Consider the following 17,671-nt stretch of genomic DNA (forward strand, 5'->3'; position numbering starts at 1 on the left):
TCGACAGGAAATTCTTTGAGAGGCGGTCTTAAGCGAAGGAGCGCGAGAAGGCGACCTGGAGCGCGCTGTCACCCCGGCGTCCATGCGAGGCGTTGAGGAGCTGGCGCATCCGCACCGCGGGCACCGGGCGGCTAAACAGATAGCCCTGCCCCTCGGAGACGGTGCCGTCGGCGCTGATCAGCTCGAGCTGCTCGTTGGTCTCGATGCCCTCGACCACGACGGACATGCCGAGGTCGGCGGACAGCCGCGCTACGCCGCGCAGCAGCGTCAGCGGCCGGTCGGTGTCGATGCCTTCGAGGAAGGAGCGGTCGATCTTCACCTTCTGCATCGGGAAATTGTGCAGATAGCTGAGGCTGGAATAGCCGGTGCCGAAATCGTCGAGCGAGATGCGCACGCCGAGCGCATGCAGTTGCGACAGGATGTCGTGCGTGAGCTGGGTGTTGCGCAGCAGCGAGGATTCCGTGATCTCGATCTCCAGGCGATGGGCCGGAAGCCCCGAGACCTCCAACGCGTAGCGGATTTCGCTCAGCACGTCGCGCTGGTGGAATTGCTGCGGCGAGAAGTTGACGGCGACGCTGACGCCCTCCGGCCACTTCATGCATTCCATGCAGGCGCGGCGCAGGATCCAGCGGCCGAGATCGACGATCAGGCCCATGTCCTCGGCGACCGGGATGATGTCGACCGGCGAGACGGTGCCGCGCACCGGATGATTCCAACGCAGCAGCGCTTCGCAGGTGGTGATCTTGCCGGACTTCAGATTGACCAGCGGCTGATAGAACAGCTCGAACTCCTCGTTGGCGAGCGCCTTGCGCAGGTCGAGCTCGAGGATGCGGCGGGCCTCGACGGTCGCCGCCATCTCGTCGCGGAAGAAGCAGAAGGTGCCGCGGCCGTCGGCCTTGGCGCGGTACAGCGCCATGTCGGCGTTCTTGAGCAGCGTAGCGGCGCTGGTGCCATCGGGCGAGGTCAGCGCGATGCCGACGCTGGCGCCGATCTCGACCAGATGATTGTCGATGCGATAGCGCTCGCTCAGCCGCTCGACGATGCGGCGGGCGAGACTAGCTGCGTCTTCGGGCGAGGAGATGTTCTGCTGGAACACGACGAATTCGTCGCCGCCGAAGCGGGCGACGAAATCCTCCGGCCGCAACATCTCGCGCAGGCGGTTGGCGACCGCACACAGCAGCTGGTCGCCGCAGGGATGGCCGAGCGTGTCGTTAACCTGCTTGAATTGATCGAGGTCGACGAACAGCAGCGCCGAGAGCCGTTCGGAATGACGCGAATGCGCCAGCAGCCGCTCGATCTCGTCGCGGAAGCTGACGCGGTTGGGCAGCGCCGTGAGCTCGTCATAGCGGGCGAGATGGCTGATCCGAGCTTCGGCGCTGGTGCGTTCGGTGATGTCTTCCAGCAGCAATACCGTGCCGCCGCCGGTCATCGGCTGGAACGTCCAGGCCAGCGTGCGGCCGCGCGCCTGATCCGGATCGGCGGTGACGATCTCGCAGATTCGCGCCTTCTCGATCTCGGACAAGATCTGATTGCCGCTCTCCGGCGAGATCGACCCGGCAGCGACGCAGGCCGAGGCGATGTCGGCGGCCGTGGCGCCGCGCTTGACGAGGTCCTCGGGCAGCGCCATCAGCTCGCTGAAGCGGTGGTTCATCACGGCGAGGCGCCGATCGGCGCGAAACATGCACAAGCCGTGCGGCATGTTGTTGAGCGCGGTGTCGAACTGGCTGGCCAGCGCGGATTCGCGGAAGCTCGAGGTCAGCGCCTTGACGAAGATCGCGTGCAGGCTGAGGTTGATGTTCTTCAGCGCGATGAAGAACAGCACGAGCAGGATCGCAAGTCCGATATAGTAGAATCCGCCGTGCAGCAGCAAGGCGAGCGACATCGGACCGCAGGCGAGCGCGACGTGCCACTGTACGACCCTGGGCTGGCCGTAATTGCGGGCGGCGCCGCCGGCGGTGTAGCCGACCGTGACGGCGACGCAGAGCATGTTCGCGACCGCGTCGTCGTTGTTGAAGATCACGACGAAGCACCACACGCCGATGACCGCGGCGTAGACGAGCGCGCCGAACCAATAGCGCGGCTCCAGATGCTTGGCCTGCTGGAACGTCAAGCCCGGCACGCGGTTTTCGTAGGGGCGCATCTGAAACGCGCGCCCGGTGCCGATGGCAATGATCAGAAACGCGATCGGCCACAGCAACACGTCGCCGGTCTTCAGCGCAGTCATCACCGCGGCCACGGCCGCGGAGGCCGAGCCGAGGAAGATCGCCCAGAAATTCTGCACCATAGAGTTGATGAGAGCGGCGTAGAGTATCGGCTCCAGCTCGTCTCGATCGCTCTGCTTCTGGTCGGCCAGCTGCATTGAGTTGCTACGCGTCCTGTTTGGCGCGTAGTCTTACCCAGACCAGATGAAGCCTTTCTGAGGGAACATCGTTAAAGTCGAGTTGTTTTTCGGCAATAGCGAATCTGTTTCTGCTGATATTTCAAGCAGCTAGGCAAGCCTTGCCGAGCGCAAGGTGAAGGAAAGCTTGCTTTCCTCACCGAACCCGAAAAAAACTGCACGCTTTTTCGATAACATCGCGCGTCCAGAGGCGCGATCTATTGACCTGCCGTCGAGGACAGTAGCGGCGACCATGCCGGGTCGGAGGCGAAGCCCGGCGTCGGCACCTTCAGCTCGTTGCGGCCGGAGATGTCGACGGTGTACAGCGACGGTCCGGCATTGCCGCCGGGATCACGGAAGAACATCAGCACGCGGCCGTTCGGCGAGAAGGTCGGCCCCTCGTTGTGGAACCCGGAGGTGAGCAGCCGCTCGCCGCTGCCGTCCGGCTTCATGACGCCGATCGAGAACTGCCCGCCGCCCTGCCTGGTGAAGGCGATGTAGTCGCCGCGCGGCGACCACACCGGCGTCGAATAGGTGGCGTTGGTGTCGTCCTTGGAGAACGAGATGCGCTGCGCCTGCCCACCACCCGCGGCCATCACGTAGATCTGCGACCTGCCGCCGCGATCGGATTCGAAGCAGATGCGGGCGCCATCTGGAGAATAAGAAGGAGAAGTGTCGATCGCCGGCGTGTCGGTGAGGCGCGTGGTCGAGCGCGAGCGCAGATCCATCACGAACAGGTTGGAATTGCCGCCCTGCTGCAAGCTCATGATGACGCGCTGGCCGTCCGGCGAGAACCGCGGCGCAAAGGTCATGCCCGGGAAATTGCCGACGATCTCGCGCTGGCCGGTCTCGATGTTGAACAGATAGACCTTCGGATCGCCCTGGCCGAACTCCATATAAGTGATCTCTTGCGAGTTCGGCGAGAAGCGCGGCGTCAGCACGAGGTCGGAGCCGCGCGTCAGATAGCGCACATTAGCGCCGTCCTGGTCCATCATCGCGAGCCGCTTGACGCGGCGCTCCTTCGGCCCGCTCTCGTCCACGAACACCACGCGGCTGTCGAAATAGCCCTTCTCGCCGGTCATCCGCTCGTAGATCTGGTCGGAGATGATGTGGGCGATGCGCCGCCAGTATTCCGGCGAGGTGAAATATTGCTGGCCGGCGAGCTGCTGGCCGGAGACCACGTCCCAGAGGCGAAATTCAGCCTTGAGGCGGCCGTCCGGCTGCCGCGTCATGCGACCGGTGACGAGGGCCTGCGCGTTGATGGTCTTCCAGTTCTGGAATTGCGGCGCGACGTCGATGTTGCTGATGCGCTCGATGAAGGCGGCCTGGTCGATCGGCGCGAACAGGCCTGAGCGCTTCAGATTGTTGGTGATCACTTGCGTGACGCCGTTGCCGACGTCGCCGTCGGACGGCGAGCCCGGCAGGAAATTGGTGATGGCGATCGGGACCGGCTGGAATTCGGTAGGATCGATGCGAAGCCGCGGCTGCCCCTGGGCCAAAGCGTGTCCACCCCCGAGCATCGCGAGTGCCGATCCGGTGACGGTCATGAAGCGGCGGCGGTTCATCGAACGGGCATCATTCATCGCAAAATTCTTTTGTTCGGATGTCACAACATATCTTTCAGACCGAAAGTCATCGGAATGAGCTTCCAGCTCTCGTACTGCTGCTTCGGCATGAACGAATAGACCTGGCACTGCACGATGGCGCGCTTGGCGCTCTCCGCCACCGCCTGGGCGATCGACCGCGACGGTCCTCGCACCGCGACGACGATCGGCTCGGCCGCCAGCGATCCGTCGATCTTCATGGGAATGTCGATGTCGGCTTCATACTGGTCGGCGTCTTGCCCGTTATAGGTCGGCGTGAAGCAGCGCTTGACCGCGCCCTGGAATGCACCGCGCCAGGTCGCGACGTTGTTTGCGGCGGTCCCGGTCGCCGCTCCTAGCGATGCCGACGCATTCAGGGCCGAGCCGGCGAGCTCATGCCGGGTCGCGGCGCGCTTGTCGAGATCGCGCTGGATCTGCGCGGGGTCGAAGGTACGCTCCTTCGGCTTCGGCTGCTGCTGAGGCTGCACCGCCGCGACCTTCTGCTCGACGGGCTTCGGCGGCGGCTTCTTCGTCTCCAGCTTCTTCTGGAGCTCGGCGATCGGATCTTCCTTGGCCGGATCAGGCTTCTTTTCCTGCGGCTTCGGCTCTTCCTTCGGCTTGGTCTCGGCCACGGGCTTGGGCGGCTCGGGCTTCTTCTCCACCGGTTTCTCGACCGGCTTCGGCGGCGGCTCCGGCTGCGAATTGGTCTTGATCAGCTCTTTCTTCTCGGTGACCTTGCCGACGGCGTCTTCCTCCGGCTTGGGCTCCGCGATCTTCTCGACCTTCGGCTTCAGCTCTTCCTTCTTGCCGGTCTTCTGCCCCGCCATCATCTTCGCGAGCTGATCGGTGGAGATGATGTCGACCGGAAGCGACTCCTCCGGCGCGATGTAGGCCTTGCTGCTAAAGGTGACGAGCCCCCATCCCAGCACGAGGACATGGAGGGCGATCGACGCAACGAGTGTCTTGTCGACGTTCACCTTCACTGGCCTAGGACCCCTGATCCGCTTCCGTGACGAGCGCCAGCTTCTTGAATCCGGCGCCGGACAACAGGCCCATCACCTTGGCCACCGTGCCGTAATCCGCTTTCTTGTCGGCACGCAGATAGATGCGTTCCTCGAGCCCGCCGCGGGCGTCCGTGATCGCCTTGAGCTTCGGCACAAGCTCGTTGATCGCGATCTCGGCGTCGTTGATGAACACCTTGCCCTTGATATCGACCGACATCTGGATCGGTTTCTGGTCGTTCTGCTCAAGGCTCTTGGCCTGGGTCTGCGGCAGATCGAGCGGCACGCCGACGGTGAGCAGCGGCGCCGACACCATGAAGATGATGAGCAGCACCAGCATCACGTCGACCATGGGGGTGACGTTGATCTCGGCCATGACCGGCTTGCGCCGGCTGCGGCGCCCGCCGCCTCCGGACGAACTCGCGACGTTCATGCCCATGGTCTGGTGCCCAAATTGCCCTTCACACTATACATGCCGTCATACATGCCCTCCGTCAGCCCCGCTCGTCGATCTGACGTGACAGAATGGCGGAAAATTCATCGGCGAAGCCTTCGAGCCGCTGGGCCTGCCGATTCACCTCGGACGTGAACTTATTGTAGAAAATAGTGGCAGGAATGGCGGCGATGAGACCGACGGCGGTCGCAAACAGGGCCTCCGCGATACCGGGGGCCACCACCGCCAGAGAGGTGTTTTTCGACGCCGCGATCGACTGGAAGCTCGACATGATGCCCCAGACGGTGCCGAACAGGCCGACGAAGGGGCCGGCGGAGCCGACGGTCGCGAGCACCAGCAGCCGGCGTTCCAGCCGCTCGACCTCGCGCGCGATCGAGACGTTCATCACCTTGTCGATGCGCATCTGCAAGCCCGCGACCGAGCGGGCATGGCTCTCGAAGGAACGCTTCCATTCGCGCATCGCCGCCACGAAGCAGGCCGCCATGGAATGGGTCGGCTTGGCCGAAAGCGTGCGATAGAGCTCCTCGATCGACTCGCCGGACCAGAAGGCCTGCTCGAAACGATCCATCGAGCGCCGTGTGCGCGCGTAAAGAAAGATCTTGTCGATGGCGATCGCCCAGACCCAGACCGAGCAGGACAGAAGTCCCAGCATCACCGCCTTCACGATCCAGTGAGCCTGCCAGAACAGCGCAATCAGCGACACGTCGGCGGAGGCAGCAACCGGAAGGGCTGACTGAGCCACGTCGGCCGGATTCATAAGCAGTATCCTCTCAAGGCGATCGTTACCTAATGTCCTTCGGCCAGCAAATGGCGGCCGGTGTCCTCTAACAGCCGCGCTAGAACCGGCGCGGCCGGCAAGCCCGCTCAAAGCCTTGGTTTTTTGGGGTGCAGGGCTCGTCCAAAAGGCTCTCCAAAGCCGGCCGCCTGCATTCCCCGCCAAGATGTCAAAACTATGGGCCTCGACACGGCTTCGGGCGCGACTGTCCGCAATTACCAGAGCCCGGCGTTGGTTAATGCGGGGTTACCGCGGACGAATTTGGCTGCGGGAAAGGCAGGCAGCGCAGGGGGATGGGGGTGGACAGGGTCCGCTGCGTCCGGGACACGAGAGTTCCGCTTCCTCCCCGCACATGGGATGAGGAGCGCCCCCGTGCCTGCAGGAACCAGCCCTCGCCCGGAAAAGTTGTCCCGGAAATTCATCTTTGGCGAGGTTTTGCCATGAGCATCAACCCCAAAACGACCGCCGCGATCGGCGATCACCCCCTGCACCCCATGCTGATTCCGTTCCCCGTCGCCTTCCTGGTCGCTGCGCCGATCGCCGACTTGGCCTTCATCGGAACCGGCGATGCCTTCTGGGCTCGCGCCGCGATCTGGCTGATCGGGGCCGGCATCGTCATGGCGCTCGTTGCTGCCGTAGCCGGTTTTACCGACTTCTTGAGCGAGCCCCGGATCCGCAGCCTCGAAGATGCCTGGTATCACATGGTCGGCAATCTCGCGGCGGTCGTGCTGGCGCTGGTCAACTTCTATCTCCGTTACGCGCAAGGCACTGAAGCTGCGGTCAAGCCGTGGGGTGTGGTGCTGTCGCTCATCGTCGTCGGCATCCTCCTGTTCACGGGGTGGAAGGGCTGGGAGATGGTGCACCGGTATCACGTCGCGGTGCTGGACGCGCCAGGCCAGACCAGCTCGGAGCCGGTCATGCCGCCTCATGGCGGCGAGAGCGACCGGCGGGCCGCCTGAGCGAGGCGCGCATCAAGCGGTCAGCGCCGCAGCGCCGCTTTCCGTGAGACTACGTGCTTGCATAGCAGGCATTCAGGACCATATGCTCAGTTATCGAGCTTCGGCCGACTGCTTTGGCCGAAATCTCCCGGCAAAGCATCTCATTCACGACCCCGCGGTGGCACGCCATCAGCGGGGTTTTTCGCAGGCGGCCGACTTCAGCTCCGCCGGAGCGAATCCCGCATCCTCTTGGTTCAAGGTCCTTCCGAAAACATGTCGCCCAATACCGCCGCCGACGACCAGCACGACGACATCATGTATCCCTCCGCCCTGCCGTTTCTCCTGGTCCATCTCGGCTGTGTTGCGGCGATCTGGTCAGGCATCGATTGGCAGGCCGTCGCGATCTGCGTCTCACTCTATTGCGTGCGGATGTTTGCGATCGGAGCCGGCTACCACCGCTACTTCTCACATCGGGCGTTTGCGACCAGCCGGGTGTTTCAGTTCATCCTGGCCTGCCTCGCGCAGAGCAGCGCGCAGAAGAGCGTTTTGTGGTGGGCGGCCAAGCATCGGCACCATCACCTGCATTCCGATACCGAGACCGACGTGCATTCGCCGCGTCACCGCGGCTTCCTCTACAGCCATCTCGGCTGGATTTTTTCGCGGCAACACGACACGACCGATCTCGTGAAGGTCGGCGATCTCGCCGCCTATCCGGAGCTGATGTGGCTGCATCGGCTGGAGCTGCTGCCGGCTTTCGCGCTTGCAACGCTCTGCTTCCTGGCGGCGGGCTGGTCCGGCCTGGTGGTTGGCTTCCTCTGGAGCACGGTGCTGCTCTATCACGCGACCTTCTGCATCAATTCCCTCGCCCATGTGCATGGACGCAAGCGGTATGTGACGGGCGATGACTCCCGCAACAACTGGCTGCTGGCGCTGTTCACGCTGGGTGAGGGCTGGCACAACAATCACCACGCCTACCAGAGCAGCGTGCGACAAGGCTTCCGCTGGTGGGAGATCGACGTGACCTATTACGTCCTGAAAGTCTTGTCGTGGATCGGCGTCGTCTGGAACATGAAGGCACCGCCCGAACAGGTGCTGCGCAACGAGCAGCCGCTCGGCGCACGGGTCATCAATCGGGCGGCCCGCGAGCTTGCCGGACGGTTCGATGCGCAGACGCTCGCGCATGCGATCTCGTCGGCGCGGCGCCGGGCCGACCTCGCCCAGCTGCAACTGCCGACCCTGCACGACATCCTCAATCGCGCGCATGAAGGCGTCGATGCGCTGACGCATCTGCATCTGCCGAAGATACCGACCCGGGACGAGTTTCTCGCCGAGGCCAAGGCGATGTTCGCGCGAACACGATCGCTCAACGAGATCGTGGACCACGCCTACGAACACTTCCTGGCGTCGGTGCGCGCGCAGCTCGCGACCACGACCTGAACGTCGCGGCTGACCGCCGCGCGCGTTGCATCCGCGCGGCGGAGATGTCTTGACGCTCTCAGTTGAACCTGTAAGCGATGCCGAACGTCGCCATGTGGCTCTGCAACCGTACGGAGTTTGTGGTGCTCTGGGTTCCTAAGCAATTGATGGTCGCCACACCGAAAGCGGGGTCGTTGATCGTGGCGCTTCCGGCGCAATCGCGGGTCTGCGAAAAACGAGCGGTTCCAAAGTCGGCATAGCGATACTCGCCGCGCAGTATCCAGTTGTCCGTGAGCTTCATCTCGCCGCCGCCGCCGACTGTGAAGCCGGAGCGGACCGTGGACTGCTTGATCACGGGCGGCGAGAGCAGACCGGGAGTACAGTTGCCGACTTCGGCACCGATAAAGCCGGGCGCCGGGAACAGCGGCTTCAAGGCCGTATCGCAGGTCGACGTCTGCTCCACGCTCATCCAGGCGGCGCCGCCGGTGAGATAAGCCAGGAAAGCGGGATTGACGACGTAGCCGACGCGGGCCCGGATGCTCGCATCCCATTTGGTACGGAGGCTGTAGCTGTCGTTCAATCCGCTGCTTCCGCCAACGATGCCGCCGGGGAGATACCTGCCAGACACCGAACTCTGACGATTGGCGATGCCGAAATCGCCTTCGAGACCCAGCAGCCATTTCGGATTGACCTGCCAATTGTAGCCGACATAGGGGCTGATCCGAGCAGCGGTCGTATCAAAATGGTCGTCCAAGAAGCAGTCGCCGCACCCGGCCAGGAAATTGATCGCCGAGAAGCCTGTCCGCGTAAACGAGGCTGCATCGACGCTGGAGCTGGCGTGGTTGGCGCGAATGCCTGCGCCAACGCCGAGATAGGCGCCGCTCCACGACGCAGTCGAGGGCGCCGCCGCATAGGCTGCCAGGGCGGCCACGCCCGGCGCGTTGGCATTGCCGAACTTGTAGGCTAGGCCGAACGTCGCCGTGTGGGTCTTTACCGACGTGTCGTAGCTTGCCGTCTGTATTCCCGTTGCGGCGGCCCGGATGTCGGTGTTGGAGAAATGTCCGTAGTCGGCAAAACGATACTCGGCCCGGGCAATCCAGTTCGGCCACAACATCGCCTCGATGCCACCACCGACCGTGTAGCCAAGCTGGGCTCGGCTGTTGCTTATGCTCGCGGGCGCAAATCCGAGGCCGGGCACGCAGCGGCCATCGGCGCTCAGAAGCGTGCTGCAGTTCGATGTAGTCTCGACATGGATCCAGGAGGGACCGGCCGTTCCATAGAGCAGCACGGCGGGATTGACCAGATAGCCGGCACGGCCGCGAATGCTCGCGTCCCACGTCGTCTTGAGCGCGAAGGAATTGGACGTCGAGGCGCCGCGGTCAAATGGCGTTGCCGGATAGGCGGCGCCAAAGATCGTCGTGGTCTGGTCGGCGAAGGCGAAATCGCCTTCCAGGCCAAGAACGGTATGCCCGATCTGCCAGTTGTAGCCGAGATAAGGGCTGATGCGGAACGCGGTGCCGTTGAAGGACCGTCCTGTCACACACGGAAAGCCCGCGAAGCAATCGACTGCGACGAACATGTTCTGAAGCACCGCAGGTGCCGTCGTGTCGGTCGCGGAATTGACATTGACGCTGGAGTCGCTGGCGCGAAACCCGAGGCCCGCCCCGATGTAGAAGCCGCCCCAGGCTTCGACCGCGGCGGGCGCCTTGAAGAGAGGCGCCTTGACCGGCAGATCGGCAGCATTGGCCGCAGCAACGACCAGCAGTCCCAGGGCAACAGACAGGGTCAGACGTAGAAGTCGTGTCATTGCATTCCTCATTCCGACGCGGGGCGTGAGACTCCGCATTGAAGCTGTACATGGACGGGGAAAGCAGGACTTGGAGAGGACAAGACTTCGCCCTGGGACTGGACGCGACTCGACGTGCTATTTTGAGCTGTGTTGCGCGCTTGACACAGCCGAGCCCCGGCCGGTCGCTTCTATTCGGCCGACGAATGTGTCCTGCGGTGCTCGGAGGGAGACAGGCCGTAGCGGCGCCGGAAGCAGCGATTGAAGTAGGAAATGTCGCCGAAGCCCGCGGCGAGCGCGAGACGGGCAATACTTTCATGAGCCCTGAGAGAACCCGTGAGACCGGCATGCACTTGTGCCAGCCGCTCCTCCAGGACGAAGTCGTGGAAGGACGTGCCCGCCTCGCGGAAAAGCTTCCGGATATAGTCGGCCGAGACCTGCTGCAGCGCTCCGATGCTTTCCGCCGACAGATCGCCGTGCCCGAGCCGCGATTTGATGGCGAGCTTGGCAAGCTTCAGGCGCGCCGCGCGCGGACCATCACCCTGGGCGGCAACCTCGTCCTCCGGCACCCCGCAGATCAAGGCGATGAGATCGCGCAGATGCTGGGCGGCCAGCCGCCGCATATCCGCGCCGACCGATTCACCCATCGCCATCGCGCCGAGCACATAGCCGCGCAGCAGGTTCATCGCGGGCGCGCCCGGATCGATCGGTTGCAGCAATCGATCTTCGAAATTGCGGACAAAGGGTGCGAGCGCCTGCCGGGGCAGTTGCACGCTGAGATGACGACCGCGGTCGAGCAGCGTATGACGGCCGACGTCGCAGGTCGTCATCAGCACGGCGCCGCCTTGCGGGACCTCCACCTCACGCCCGAGCTGGGAGGCCTCGGCGCGGCCGCGCAGAACCACCGCGAGGACAATGTTGTCAGAGGCAGTCGCGAGCAACGGGCGCGTGATGCGGAAATGCGCCGGCGTGCGCCAGCCCGACGACAGTCCAGCGTCCGGCAGGCGACGCAATTCGGTTCTTGCCTCGAAAGGGAAACCTGGGATCGGGTCGATCTCGATGTTGAACAACAGGCGACCATAGACCTCCCGCCAAACCGCAAGGCGATCGCGCTCGGGCAGCATCGCGGTGTCGAGCGAGAGGTGCTTGGGCTGGGACATTCGCAACGGGCATTTACGGGGGAAGCCGAAGTCTCTCTGTCGCCGGGTGCCGATGGGCGGTTCGGCGCGTCAAGGCTGAGTGCGCTATTTTGTCGCACACTACGCGCCATTGGGGGCCCGACGATCTGGCTCCGACAATCGCGGACCCGATGGCAGCTCTTGCGACAAGTTGCTGTAAGCACAGCTTCGTCCGCCCTGCTTCCCGGCATCGGTCATGGTGATACCTGCCCACGCGGAAAACGCGTTGTCAGGACTTGGTCGCGCCTCCCACGGCCCGGGTCCTACGGCACCTTCTGGTCCTGCACGTGCCCGTAGACCACACCGCAGAACGAGCGCTGGCCCGGACACCGGCCAAAATGGCAATCCGGATCAAGCGCGCAGCCGCCGTAGACGAGGCCGATATAGCCCAACACCGCGAACGCGGTGATGCCGAGCAGCAATCGGGTGTGGCGGTCCATGAACTTCGTCCTGGAATAACCTGCGCCCATCGGCGAAGCGACACATCTTAGTGTCGATAGACCCACCGTTCGAGGACCGGCGCTGACATTTTCGCAACGTCATGACCGGGCTTGGCGCCTTCGCTGAAGTTTCGGCGGCCGACCACGTTTGTGGGCCCGGCGCAGCCTTGGCGGACCTGAGTCCCGGCCGTTCACACCTTGCCCCGCGGTGCAAGAACGTGGATGCCAGGGGACAAGCCTGGGCATGACAATCCCTCGCAGGCCCGGCGGACGAGGAAGGTACCAAAAACCAAACCGCCCGCCTGCGGGTTGCGCAGGCGGGCGGCTCGGGCCATCAGGACTTTGGGGGCATGCGCCTGAAGGCTTTGAGAGGTGTCATCAGGATCAGCCCTGCTGCTGGTCGTTGGGCGGCGGGGTCGGACGCGTCTTGTGCTGCGCCATGAACTGGTCGAACTCTTCCTTGTCCTTGGCGTGACGCAGCCGGCTCAGGAAATCCTTGAACTCGCGCTGCTCTTCCTCGAGCCGCTGCAGCGTCTCGGCGCGATATTCGTCGAAGGCGCGGTTGCCGGATGACGGCGGGCCGAAGCCAAAACCGAAGCCACGGCGCTCCATGCGATCGCGCATGCGGTCCATCTTGTACTGCATCCTCTCCATCTTGTTCTGCCAGCGATCCTGGTGGCTCCAGCACGACATTCTTCTGCTCCCGAGTGTGAAAAAGAGAAGGGCAAGTCCGATCGGCCACCAGATGATGAAGCCGAGAATGGTCACGGCGATCCAGCCGGGATGCCAGGGCGTCTCGAGCATGTGAGGACGTTGGTACTGTTGGTATTGGTCCGAGGGGCCGCGCCATCGATTGACATCAGCGGTGTAGGCCATTTCCCATCTCCATCACGGCATCAGCGCCGTTGTGAATGTAAATAACATTTACATAGCTAGACCATCCCGCGATTTTGTCAAGCCGACCACAAGACAGGCCCGCGGAATATTTGCGCAATTTTATTTCGGCTTGCCCCAAGGACCGCCGGGCGGCACGCCAGAACCGGAGGACGCCTCCGGTGGTACCGGCGGTGGCTCGGCGCTCTTCGCTGGCGGACGGCGGTCGGTCGGGAAGCCGAGGCCACGCAGATAAATCAGCACCTCGGCTTCGAGCAGTTCGTCCGGCGACATCGGCAGTTTTCGCCGTGCGGCATCGCCGCGGGAAAACAAGGAGGCCACGCCGTGCGCCATCGACCAGATGTGCAGCGCCATCATCATCGCCGGCGGCCGCGGCGTGCCCGGCGGCGTTAGCGCCGCAAGCCGTTCGGCCGCGGCGCGAATGATGTTGAAGGCACGTTCGCTCGCGGCCTGAAGCGCCGGATTGGCATCGACCGGCACGCCCGATTCGAACATCGCATTATAGAAAGCGGGCTCCTCGCGGGCGAAGGCGAGATAGGTCTTGCCGACGCGCTCGAACGCGGTGACCGTATCAGGACGCCCGTCGTCCCAGGCCGCGGCCAAACGTGCCTCGAACTGCTCGAAGCCGCGCTGGGCGATCGAGGACAACAGCTCGTCGCGGTCGCGGAAATGCCGGTAGGGCGCCGCCGCGCTGACCCCGGCCATGCGCGCGGCATCGGCAAAGGTGAAGCCGGCCGCGCCCTTCTCGGCGATCAGGCCTAGAGCGGCCTGCAACAGGGCTTCTTTCAGATTGCCGTGGTGATAGCCGCGCTCGGCGCGGCGTTGCTCCTTGCGCCAGCTCATGTGAACGACTTTTACATGAGCCGGACGTGAAGGTCACTAGCGGCGATGCGGCGTAATTAACCCCCTACTTTCACGTCGTGCCGGGCCGATGCGTCGGCATCGAGCCCGGAAACGAGTTCGCCCGAGGCTACATCTGCGGAATCGGCAGCACGGGCATGACTTCGATCGCCTCGCCCGGGAAGATCGCAAAATGCGGATGGTTCTCGAACAGCTTGGCAGCTTCTTCTTGCGAGGCGGCCCGCACCACCGTGAAGCCGGTCAGCGCATTGCTGATCTCTGTAACGCCGCTTCCGTCGATCCTGCGGGTCTTGCCGAGCGGGCCGCCGATCTCGACGATGACGGCCTTGTGCTTCTCGACCCAGCCGTGCCAGGCGGCCATGCCCTGCTGTTCCCTTGCTTTCCGTTCGGCCTCGGGCAGCGCGCGCCAGGCCGCCATCTTCGGGCCGTTCATGCTGCCGAGATAGACGGCGAGGAATTTGTGTTCGGTATTCATCGGTTCTCTCCTTGTTGATCGATTGAACGTCAGCCACGATTTCATCGCGACCCGCCGTGGCTACCTCTTCAAGTCGTCGAATCCGGCGGCGGCCTGCTGCACATCGGGCGGAAAGTCGCCCATCTCCTGCACCTGCCGGATCTCGATGATTTCGTTGGGCGAAGCCGGGCACTTCTTCGCCCAGGCGATCGCCTCGGCGCGCGAGGTGACCTCGATCATCCAATAACCACCGAGGACCTCCTTGGCCTGAGGAAAGGGCCCGTCGGTCACGACAGGCACGCCGGTCGCAAACGAGACACGCGCGCCCATCGAGGGCGGATGCAGGCCGTCGAGCGTGATCAGCACGCCGGCATCCTTCAGCGCCTCGTTGTAGCGCATCATCGCGGCAACGCGTTCCGGATCGAGCTGCACATCCGGCGGCGCGCTCTCGTAACCGAGCGGAATCATGAGCATCATGAATCGCATGGGGTTCCTTGTTGCTCCTGGTCATTCCGGGGCGCGACGAAGTCCAGCCGGCCCGCATTCCCCTGTAAGACGAACGACCTCTCGCCGCCCCGACAGCGGCGCAGAAAATATTTGGAGGCCGCGCCAGTGCGGCTGCGGCAGGCGCATTCGGGCCGGATCGGGATCGATCGGTTCGGCCCGAGGCCTTTCTTGCCGGAACGAAAGCGAAGTAAAAGGAGCCCGCGCTCACGCGCCCCTCTCCCGGACACAGGACAGATCAGCCAATGCCGCAAGCCCCGCAAAAAGTCGCCCTCGTCACCGGAGCCGCGCGCGGCATCGGGCTTGCGACCGCGAAGAAGTTCCTCGCCGAGGGTTGGCGCGTGGCGCTGCTCGACATCGAGGGCGAGCTGCTCGGCCGCGCGGTCGCCGAGATCGGCCAAAGCGAGGCGACGCAGGCGCTGACCTGCGACGTCTCGGACAAGGCAGCGGTCGGCGCGGCGATGACCGCGGTCGAACGGCGGTTCGGCCGGCTGGATGCGCTGGTCAACAATGCCGGCATTGCCGTGTTCGCGCCGCTGATGGAGACGTCGGAGGCTGACTGGCGCCGCGTGCTCGAGGTCAACCTCACCGGCCCGTTCCTCTGCACCAAGGCTGCGGTGCCCTTGATGCGCGACGGCAATGGCGGCGCCATCGTCAACATCACCTCGATCTCGGCGGTGCGCGCCTCGACGCTGCGCTCGGCCTACGGCACCAGCAAGGCGGGGCTGGCGCACCTCACCAAGCAGCTCGCGGTCGAGCTCGCCTCGCTCAATATCCGCGTCAACGCGGTCGCGCCGGGGCCTGTCGACACCGCGATGGCGAAGCAGGTTCACAGCAAGGAGATCCGCGCCGACTATCACGACGCCATTCCGCTCAACCGTTACGGCCTGGAAGAGGAACTCGCGGAAGCGATCTACTTCCTGTGCTCGGCAAATGCGAGCTACATCACCGGCCAAATTTTGGCCGTTGATGGCGGCTTCGATGCGGCGGGTATCGGCCTGCCGACGCTGCGCGGCCAGCGGCGCAACGGGTAGGCGCGGATTTGTAGGGGTGGGCAAAGGCGCGAAAGCGCCGTGCCCATCATCGTTCCGGACCAGCGTTGCCAATGGTGGGCACGCTACGCTTTGCCCGCCCTACGATGTCAACCGTGCGGAGAGAGCACCATGCGACGCCTTGCTTTCGTCCAAGTCTTGATGCTCGCATCTGCGCTGCTCGCCACCGTACCGGTGCAAGCCGAAATCCGCATCATCCAGTCGCCGGGCGGAGCGGTCGGGCCGTTCCTCGACCTGTTCGAGAAGGTGCGCGAGAGCGGCGAGCGCGTGGTGATCGACGGTCCTTGCCTGTCAGCCTGCACGCTGGTCTTGAGCATCGTGCCGGGCGAGCGCATCTGTGTCACCAAACGTGCGGTGCTCGGCTTCCATGCCGCGCGCTCGGTCGACGGGCGCGGGCGCTTCTATGCCGAGCCGGAAGCATCGGTCGCGGTGCTTGCCGCCTATCCTGGCCCGGTGCGCGACTGGATCAGCCGCCGTGGCGGCCTCACCTCGCGGTTGCTCTTGCTGAAGGGGCGTGATCTCGCCGCGATCTATCCGCGCTGCCGCTGACGAACTTGGCAGCCGCCGCTCTAATGGCCTTTGGCTTGGCTGGTTCGAGGCCATACGGCGGGTTCCCTGTGCTCGCACGCTATGTGCGCACGGGGGTTATTCGCCATCACGCGCTGGCTGGCTTCAAAAGAGAGTCTGGATCACCGGCACCAGCTTCATGCTGGCGCAAATGAGCATCCCCCAAAGAGCAAAGTTGATCTGTAGCGCCGCCGCCATCGGTCGCTCCCCTTCCAAGTGACGTCCATCCCAGTTTGTAGTTTTTATGACTCACAAATACCGATTCTGGCGTGCAGATCACAGCCCAATATTGCGTCAATTGTTGTGCGATGCAGTCGGCATCGTTTCACGAAGCGGCCGCACTGCTCGCGCAGAGTGATGCGAATCGTAAGTTCATTGCTCGGCCATGCCGGCCAACTGGTTTGCCTTAAGTTCCATTTGACCGACGCGATGCAAGTTTCCCCACGCGGATCTTGCCCATCGCGCGCCGAACTTTGGGTCCCGGCATGATGCGACTTGGCTTGATCTTGCTCACTTTCTGCACAACGCTGCTTGGATGTGCAGTCGCACCGGCGCAGGAGCGTCGGCCGATCGCATGGGACGGCCTCGGCCAAGACCCCAACAAAGGCCCGAACCGCCCTCATGTCACGAAGCGGCGCGCAACGACCCTCGCGCCCGCGGCAAGTGATCCCAATCAGGAGCGGGAGCGAGTGCTCGGCACCCTGCGGCCGTACTCCGACGCGTGGTGGGCGATCCATGACGAGATCGAAGCGGAAAACGACAGGCAGCTCGGCACCAAGCTCGTGATCTGCCCTCGCTGCGTGCAACCGGCGCCGCCGGACGGGGACGTGACGGGATCAAGCCGGTGAGAGGCAAGCGGCCGATCCGCGCGTGACGGAACGACTCTACGCTCCGTACGAGTCATTATGTGTCCCCTCTCCCGCGGGTTTGGAGAGAGGGGATCACATTTCAATCAATCCTGTGGGCGGTCGCGCCCGTCACATTCCTTCCGGGCAGTTCACCATCCAGGGGATGCCGAACTTGTCGACGCACATGCCAAAGCCCTTGGCCCAGAACGTCTTGCTGAAGGGCATGGTGACGCTGCCGCCGTCGGCGAGCGCGTTGAACTTGCGCTCGCCATCCGCGGGATCCTTGACCGTGATCGAGATCGAGAAGCCCTGCGGCTTGTGAAAATGCTCGGGCGGCGCATCGGACCCCATCAATACGCTGCCGTCGGGCAGCGACATCCGCGCATGCATGATCATCTTCTCGCGGCCCGGCGAGGCCGGCATCTCCGGCGGCGCATCCGATGCGCGCATCATTGCATCAATCTTGCCGCCGAGAACCTTGGCGTAATGGTTGAATGCCGCTTCGCAGGTGTCCTGATAGAACAGATAGGGATTGAGCATCGT

Annotated in this window: 18 protein-coding genes; 5 read left to right on the forward strand and 13 right to left on the reverse strand. The window is 63.9% G+C overall.

All coding sequences use genetic code 11. The features are described 5' to 3' along the window. Positions 1–28: 28 nt before the first annotated feature. The 5 genes from ACR9YP_RS00005 to tolQ form a co-directional block, all read right to left on the reverse strand. On the reverse strand, positions 29–2,359 hold the full coding sequence (locus ACR9YP_RS00005; protein ID WP_474218771.1) for a putative bifunctional diguanylate cyclase/phosphodiesterase: 2,331 nt from the start codon (positions 2,357–2,359) through the stop codon (positions 29–31). Between the two features lie 236 nt (positions 2,360–2,595). After that, positions 2,596–3,942: a Tol-Pal system beta propeller repeat protein TolB gene (gene tolB / locus ACR9YP_RS00010; RefSeq protein WP_370990491.1), complete on the reverse strand. Its 1,347-nt coding sequence runs from the start codon at positions 3,940–3,942 to the stop codon at positions 2,596–2,598. Positions 3,943–3,983: 41 nt separating this feature from the next. Then, a complete protein-coding gene (locus tag ACR9YP_RS00015) occupies positions 3,984–4,943 on the reverse strand; it encodes a protein TolA (protein ID WP_438104764.1) in 960 nt (319 codons plus the stop codon). 4 nt (positions 4,944–4,947) lie between these two features. Further along, positions 4,948–5,400 (reverse strand): protein TolR, encoded by a 453-nt coding sequence (gene tolR / locus ACR9YP_RS00020; protein ID WP_438104762.1) that lies wholly within the window; start codon positions 5,398–5,400, stop codon positions 4,948–4,950. Positions 5,401–5,455: 55 nt separating this feature from the next. After that, on the reverse strand, positions 5,456–6,172 hold the full coding sequence (gene tolQ / locus ACR9YP_RS00025; RefSeq protein WP_028180156.1) for a protein TolQ: 717 nt from the start codon (positions 6,170–6,172) through the stop codon (positions 5,456–5,458). A gap of 458 nt (positions 6,173–6,630) precedes the next feature. Here tolQ and ACR9YP_RS00030 point away from each other — a divergent pair, with 458 nt between their 5' ends. After that, the gene (locus tag ACR9YP_RS00030; protein WP_474218772.1) at positions 6,631–7,149 is read left to right on the forward strand and encodes a DUF2231 domain-containing protein; all 519 of its coding nucleotides are present in this window, start codon (positions 6,631–6,633) and stop codon (positions 7,147–7,149) included. Between the two features lie 252 nt (positions 7,150–7,401). After that, positions 7,402–8,565, forward strand: a complete 1,164-nt coding sequence (locus tag ACR9YP_RS00035) for an acyl-CoA desaturase (protein WP_438104757.1) — start codon at positions 7,402–7,404, stop codon at positions 8,563–8,565. A 58-nt stretch (positions 8,566–8,623) separates the two neighbouring features. On the opposite strand, the gene ACR9YP_RS00040 is transcribed toward ACR9YP_RS00035, so the two are convergent. From ACR9YP_RS00040 to ACR9YP_RS00070, 7 genes are all read right to left on the reverse strand, one after another. Further along, the gene (locus tag ACR9YP_RS00040; protein ID WP_438104755.1) at positions 8,624–10,351 is read right to left on the reverse strand and encodes an outer membrane protein; all 1,728 of its coding nucleotides are present in this window, start codon (positions 10,349–10,351) and stop codon (positions 8,624–8,626) included. Positions 10,352–10,521: 170 nt separating this feature from the next. Beyond that, positions 10,522–11,454, reverse strand: coding sequence for an AraC family transcriptional regulator (locus ACR9YP_RS00045; RefSeq protein WP_474218773.1), 933 nt, complete (start codon positions 11,452–11,454; stop codon positions 10,522–10,524). Between the two features lie 317 nt (positions 11,455–11,771). After that, positions 11,772–11,948, reverse strand: coding sequence for a hypothetical protein (locus ACR9YP_RS00050; RefSeq protein ID WP_164934733.1), 177 nt, complete (start codon positions 11,946–11,948; stop codon positions 11,772–11,774). Between the two features lie 384 nt (positions 11,949–12,332). Then, entirely contained in the window at positions 12,333–12,824 is a 492-nt protein-coding gene (locus tag ACR9YP_RS00055; RefSeq protein WP_091880452.1) for a DUF2852 domain-containing protein, read from the reverse strand. 120 nt (positions 12,825–12,944) lie between these two features. Beyond that, a complete protein-coding gene (locus tag ACR9YP_RS00060) occupies positions 12,945–13,685 on the reverse strand; it encodes a TetR/AcrR family transcriptional regulator (RefSeq protein ID WP_091880455.1) in 741 nt (246 codons plus the stop codon). A gap of 127 nt (positions 13,686–13,812) precedes the next feature. After that, positions 13,813–14,178, reverse strand: a complete 366-nt coding sequence (locus ACR9YP_RS00065; protein ID WP_438104751.1) for a YciI family protein — start codon at positions 14,176–14,178, stop codon at positions 13,813–13,815. Positions 14,179–14,238: 60 nt separating this feature from the next. Continuing rightward, the gene (locus tag ACR9YP_RS00070) at positions 14,239–14,643 is read right to left on the reverse strand and encodes a YciI family protein (protein ID WP_438104749.1); all 405 of its coding nucleotides are present in this window, start codon (positions 14,641–14,643) and stop codon (positions 14,239–14,241) included. Positions 14,644–14,906: 263 nt separating this feature from the next. Between ACR9YP_RS00070 and ACR9YP_RS00075 the strand changes: the two genes are divergently transcribed. From ACR9YP_RS00075 to ACR9YP_RS00085, 3 genes are all read left to right on the forward strand, one after another. Beyond that, on the forward strand, positions 14,907–15,695 hold the full coding sequence (locus tag ACR9YP_RS00075; protein ID WP_438104747.1) for an SDR family NAD(P)-dependent oxidoreductase: 789 nt from the start codon (positions 14,907–14,909) through the stop codon (positions 15,693–15,695). A 129-nt stretch (positions 15,696–15,824) separates the two neighbouring features. After that, positions 15,825–16,262 (forward strand): hypothetical protein, encoded by a 438-nt coding sequence (locus ACR9YP_RS00080; protein WP_438104746.1) that lies wholly within the window; start codon positions 15,825–15,827, stop codon positions 16,260–16,262. A 503-nt stretch (positions 16,263–16,765) separates the two neighbouring features. Then, positions 16,766–17,128: a hypothetical protein gene (locus ACR9YP_RS00085; RefSeq protein WP_438110528.1), complete on the forward strand. Its 363-nt coding sequence runs from the start codon at positions 16,766–16,768 to the stop codon at positions 17,126–17,128. A 129-nt stretch (positions 17,129–17,257) separates the two neighbouring features. Here ACR9YP_RS00085 and ACR9YP_RS00090 read toward each other — a convergent pair whose 3' ends face one another. Beyond that, positions 17,258–17,668, reverse strand: coding sequence for a VOC family protein (locus ACR9YP_RS00090; RefSeq protein WP_438104745.1), 411 nt, complete (start codon positions 17,666–17,668; stop codon positions 17,258–17,260). Between the last annotated feature and the right edge of the window lie 3 nt (positions 17,669–17,671).

The organism is Bradyrhizobium sp. BR14999, from assembly GCF_056106085.1.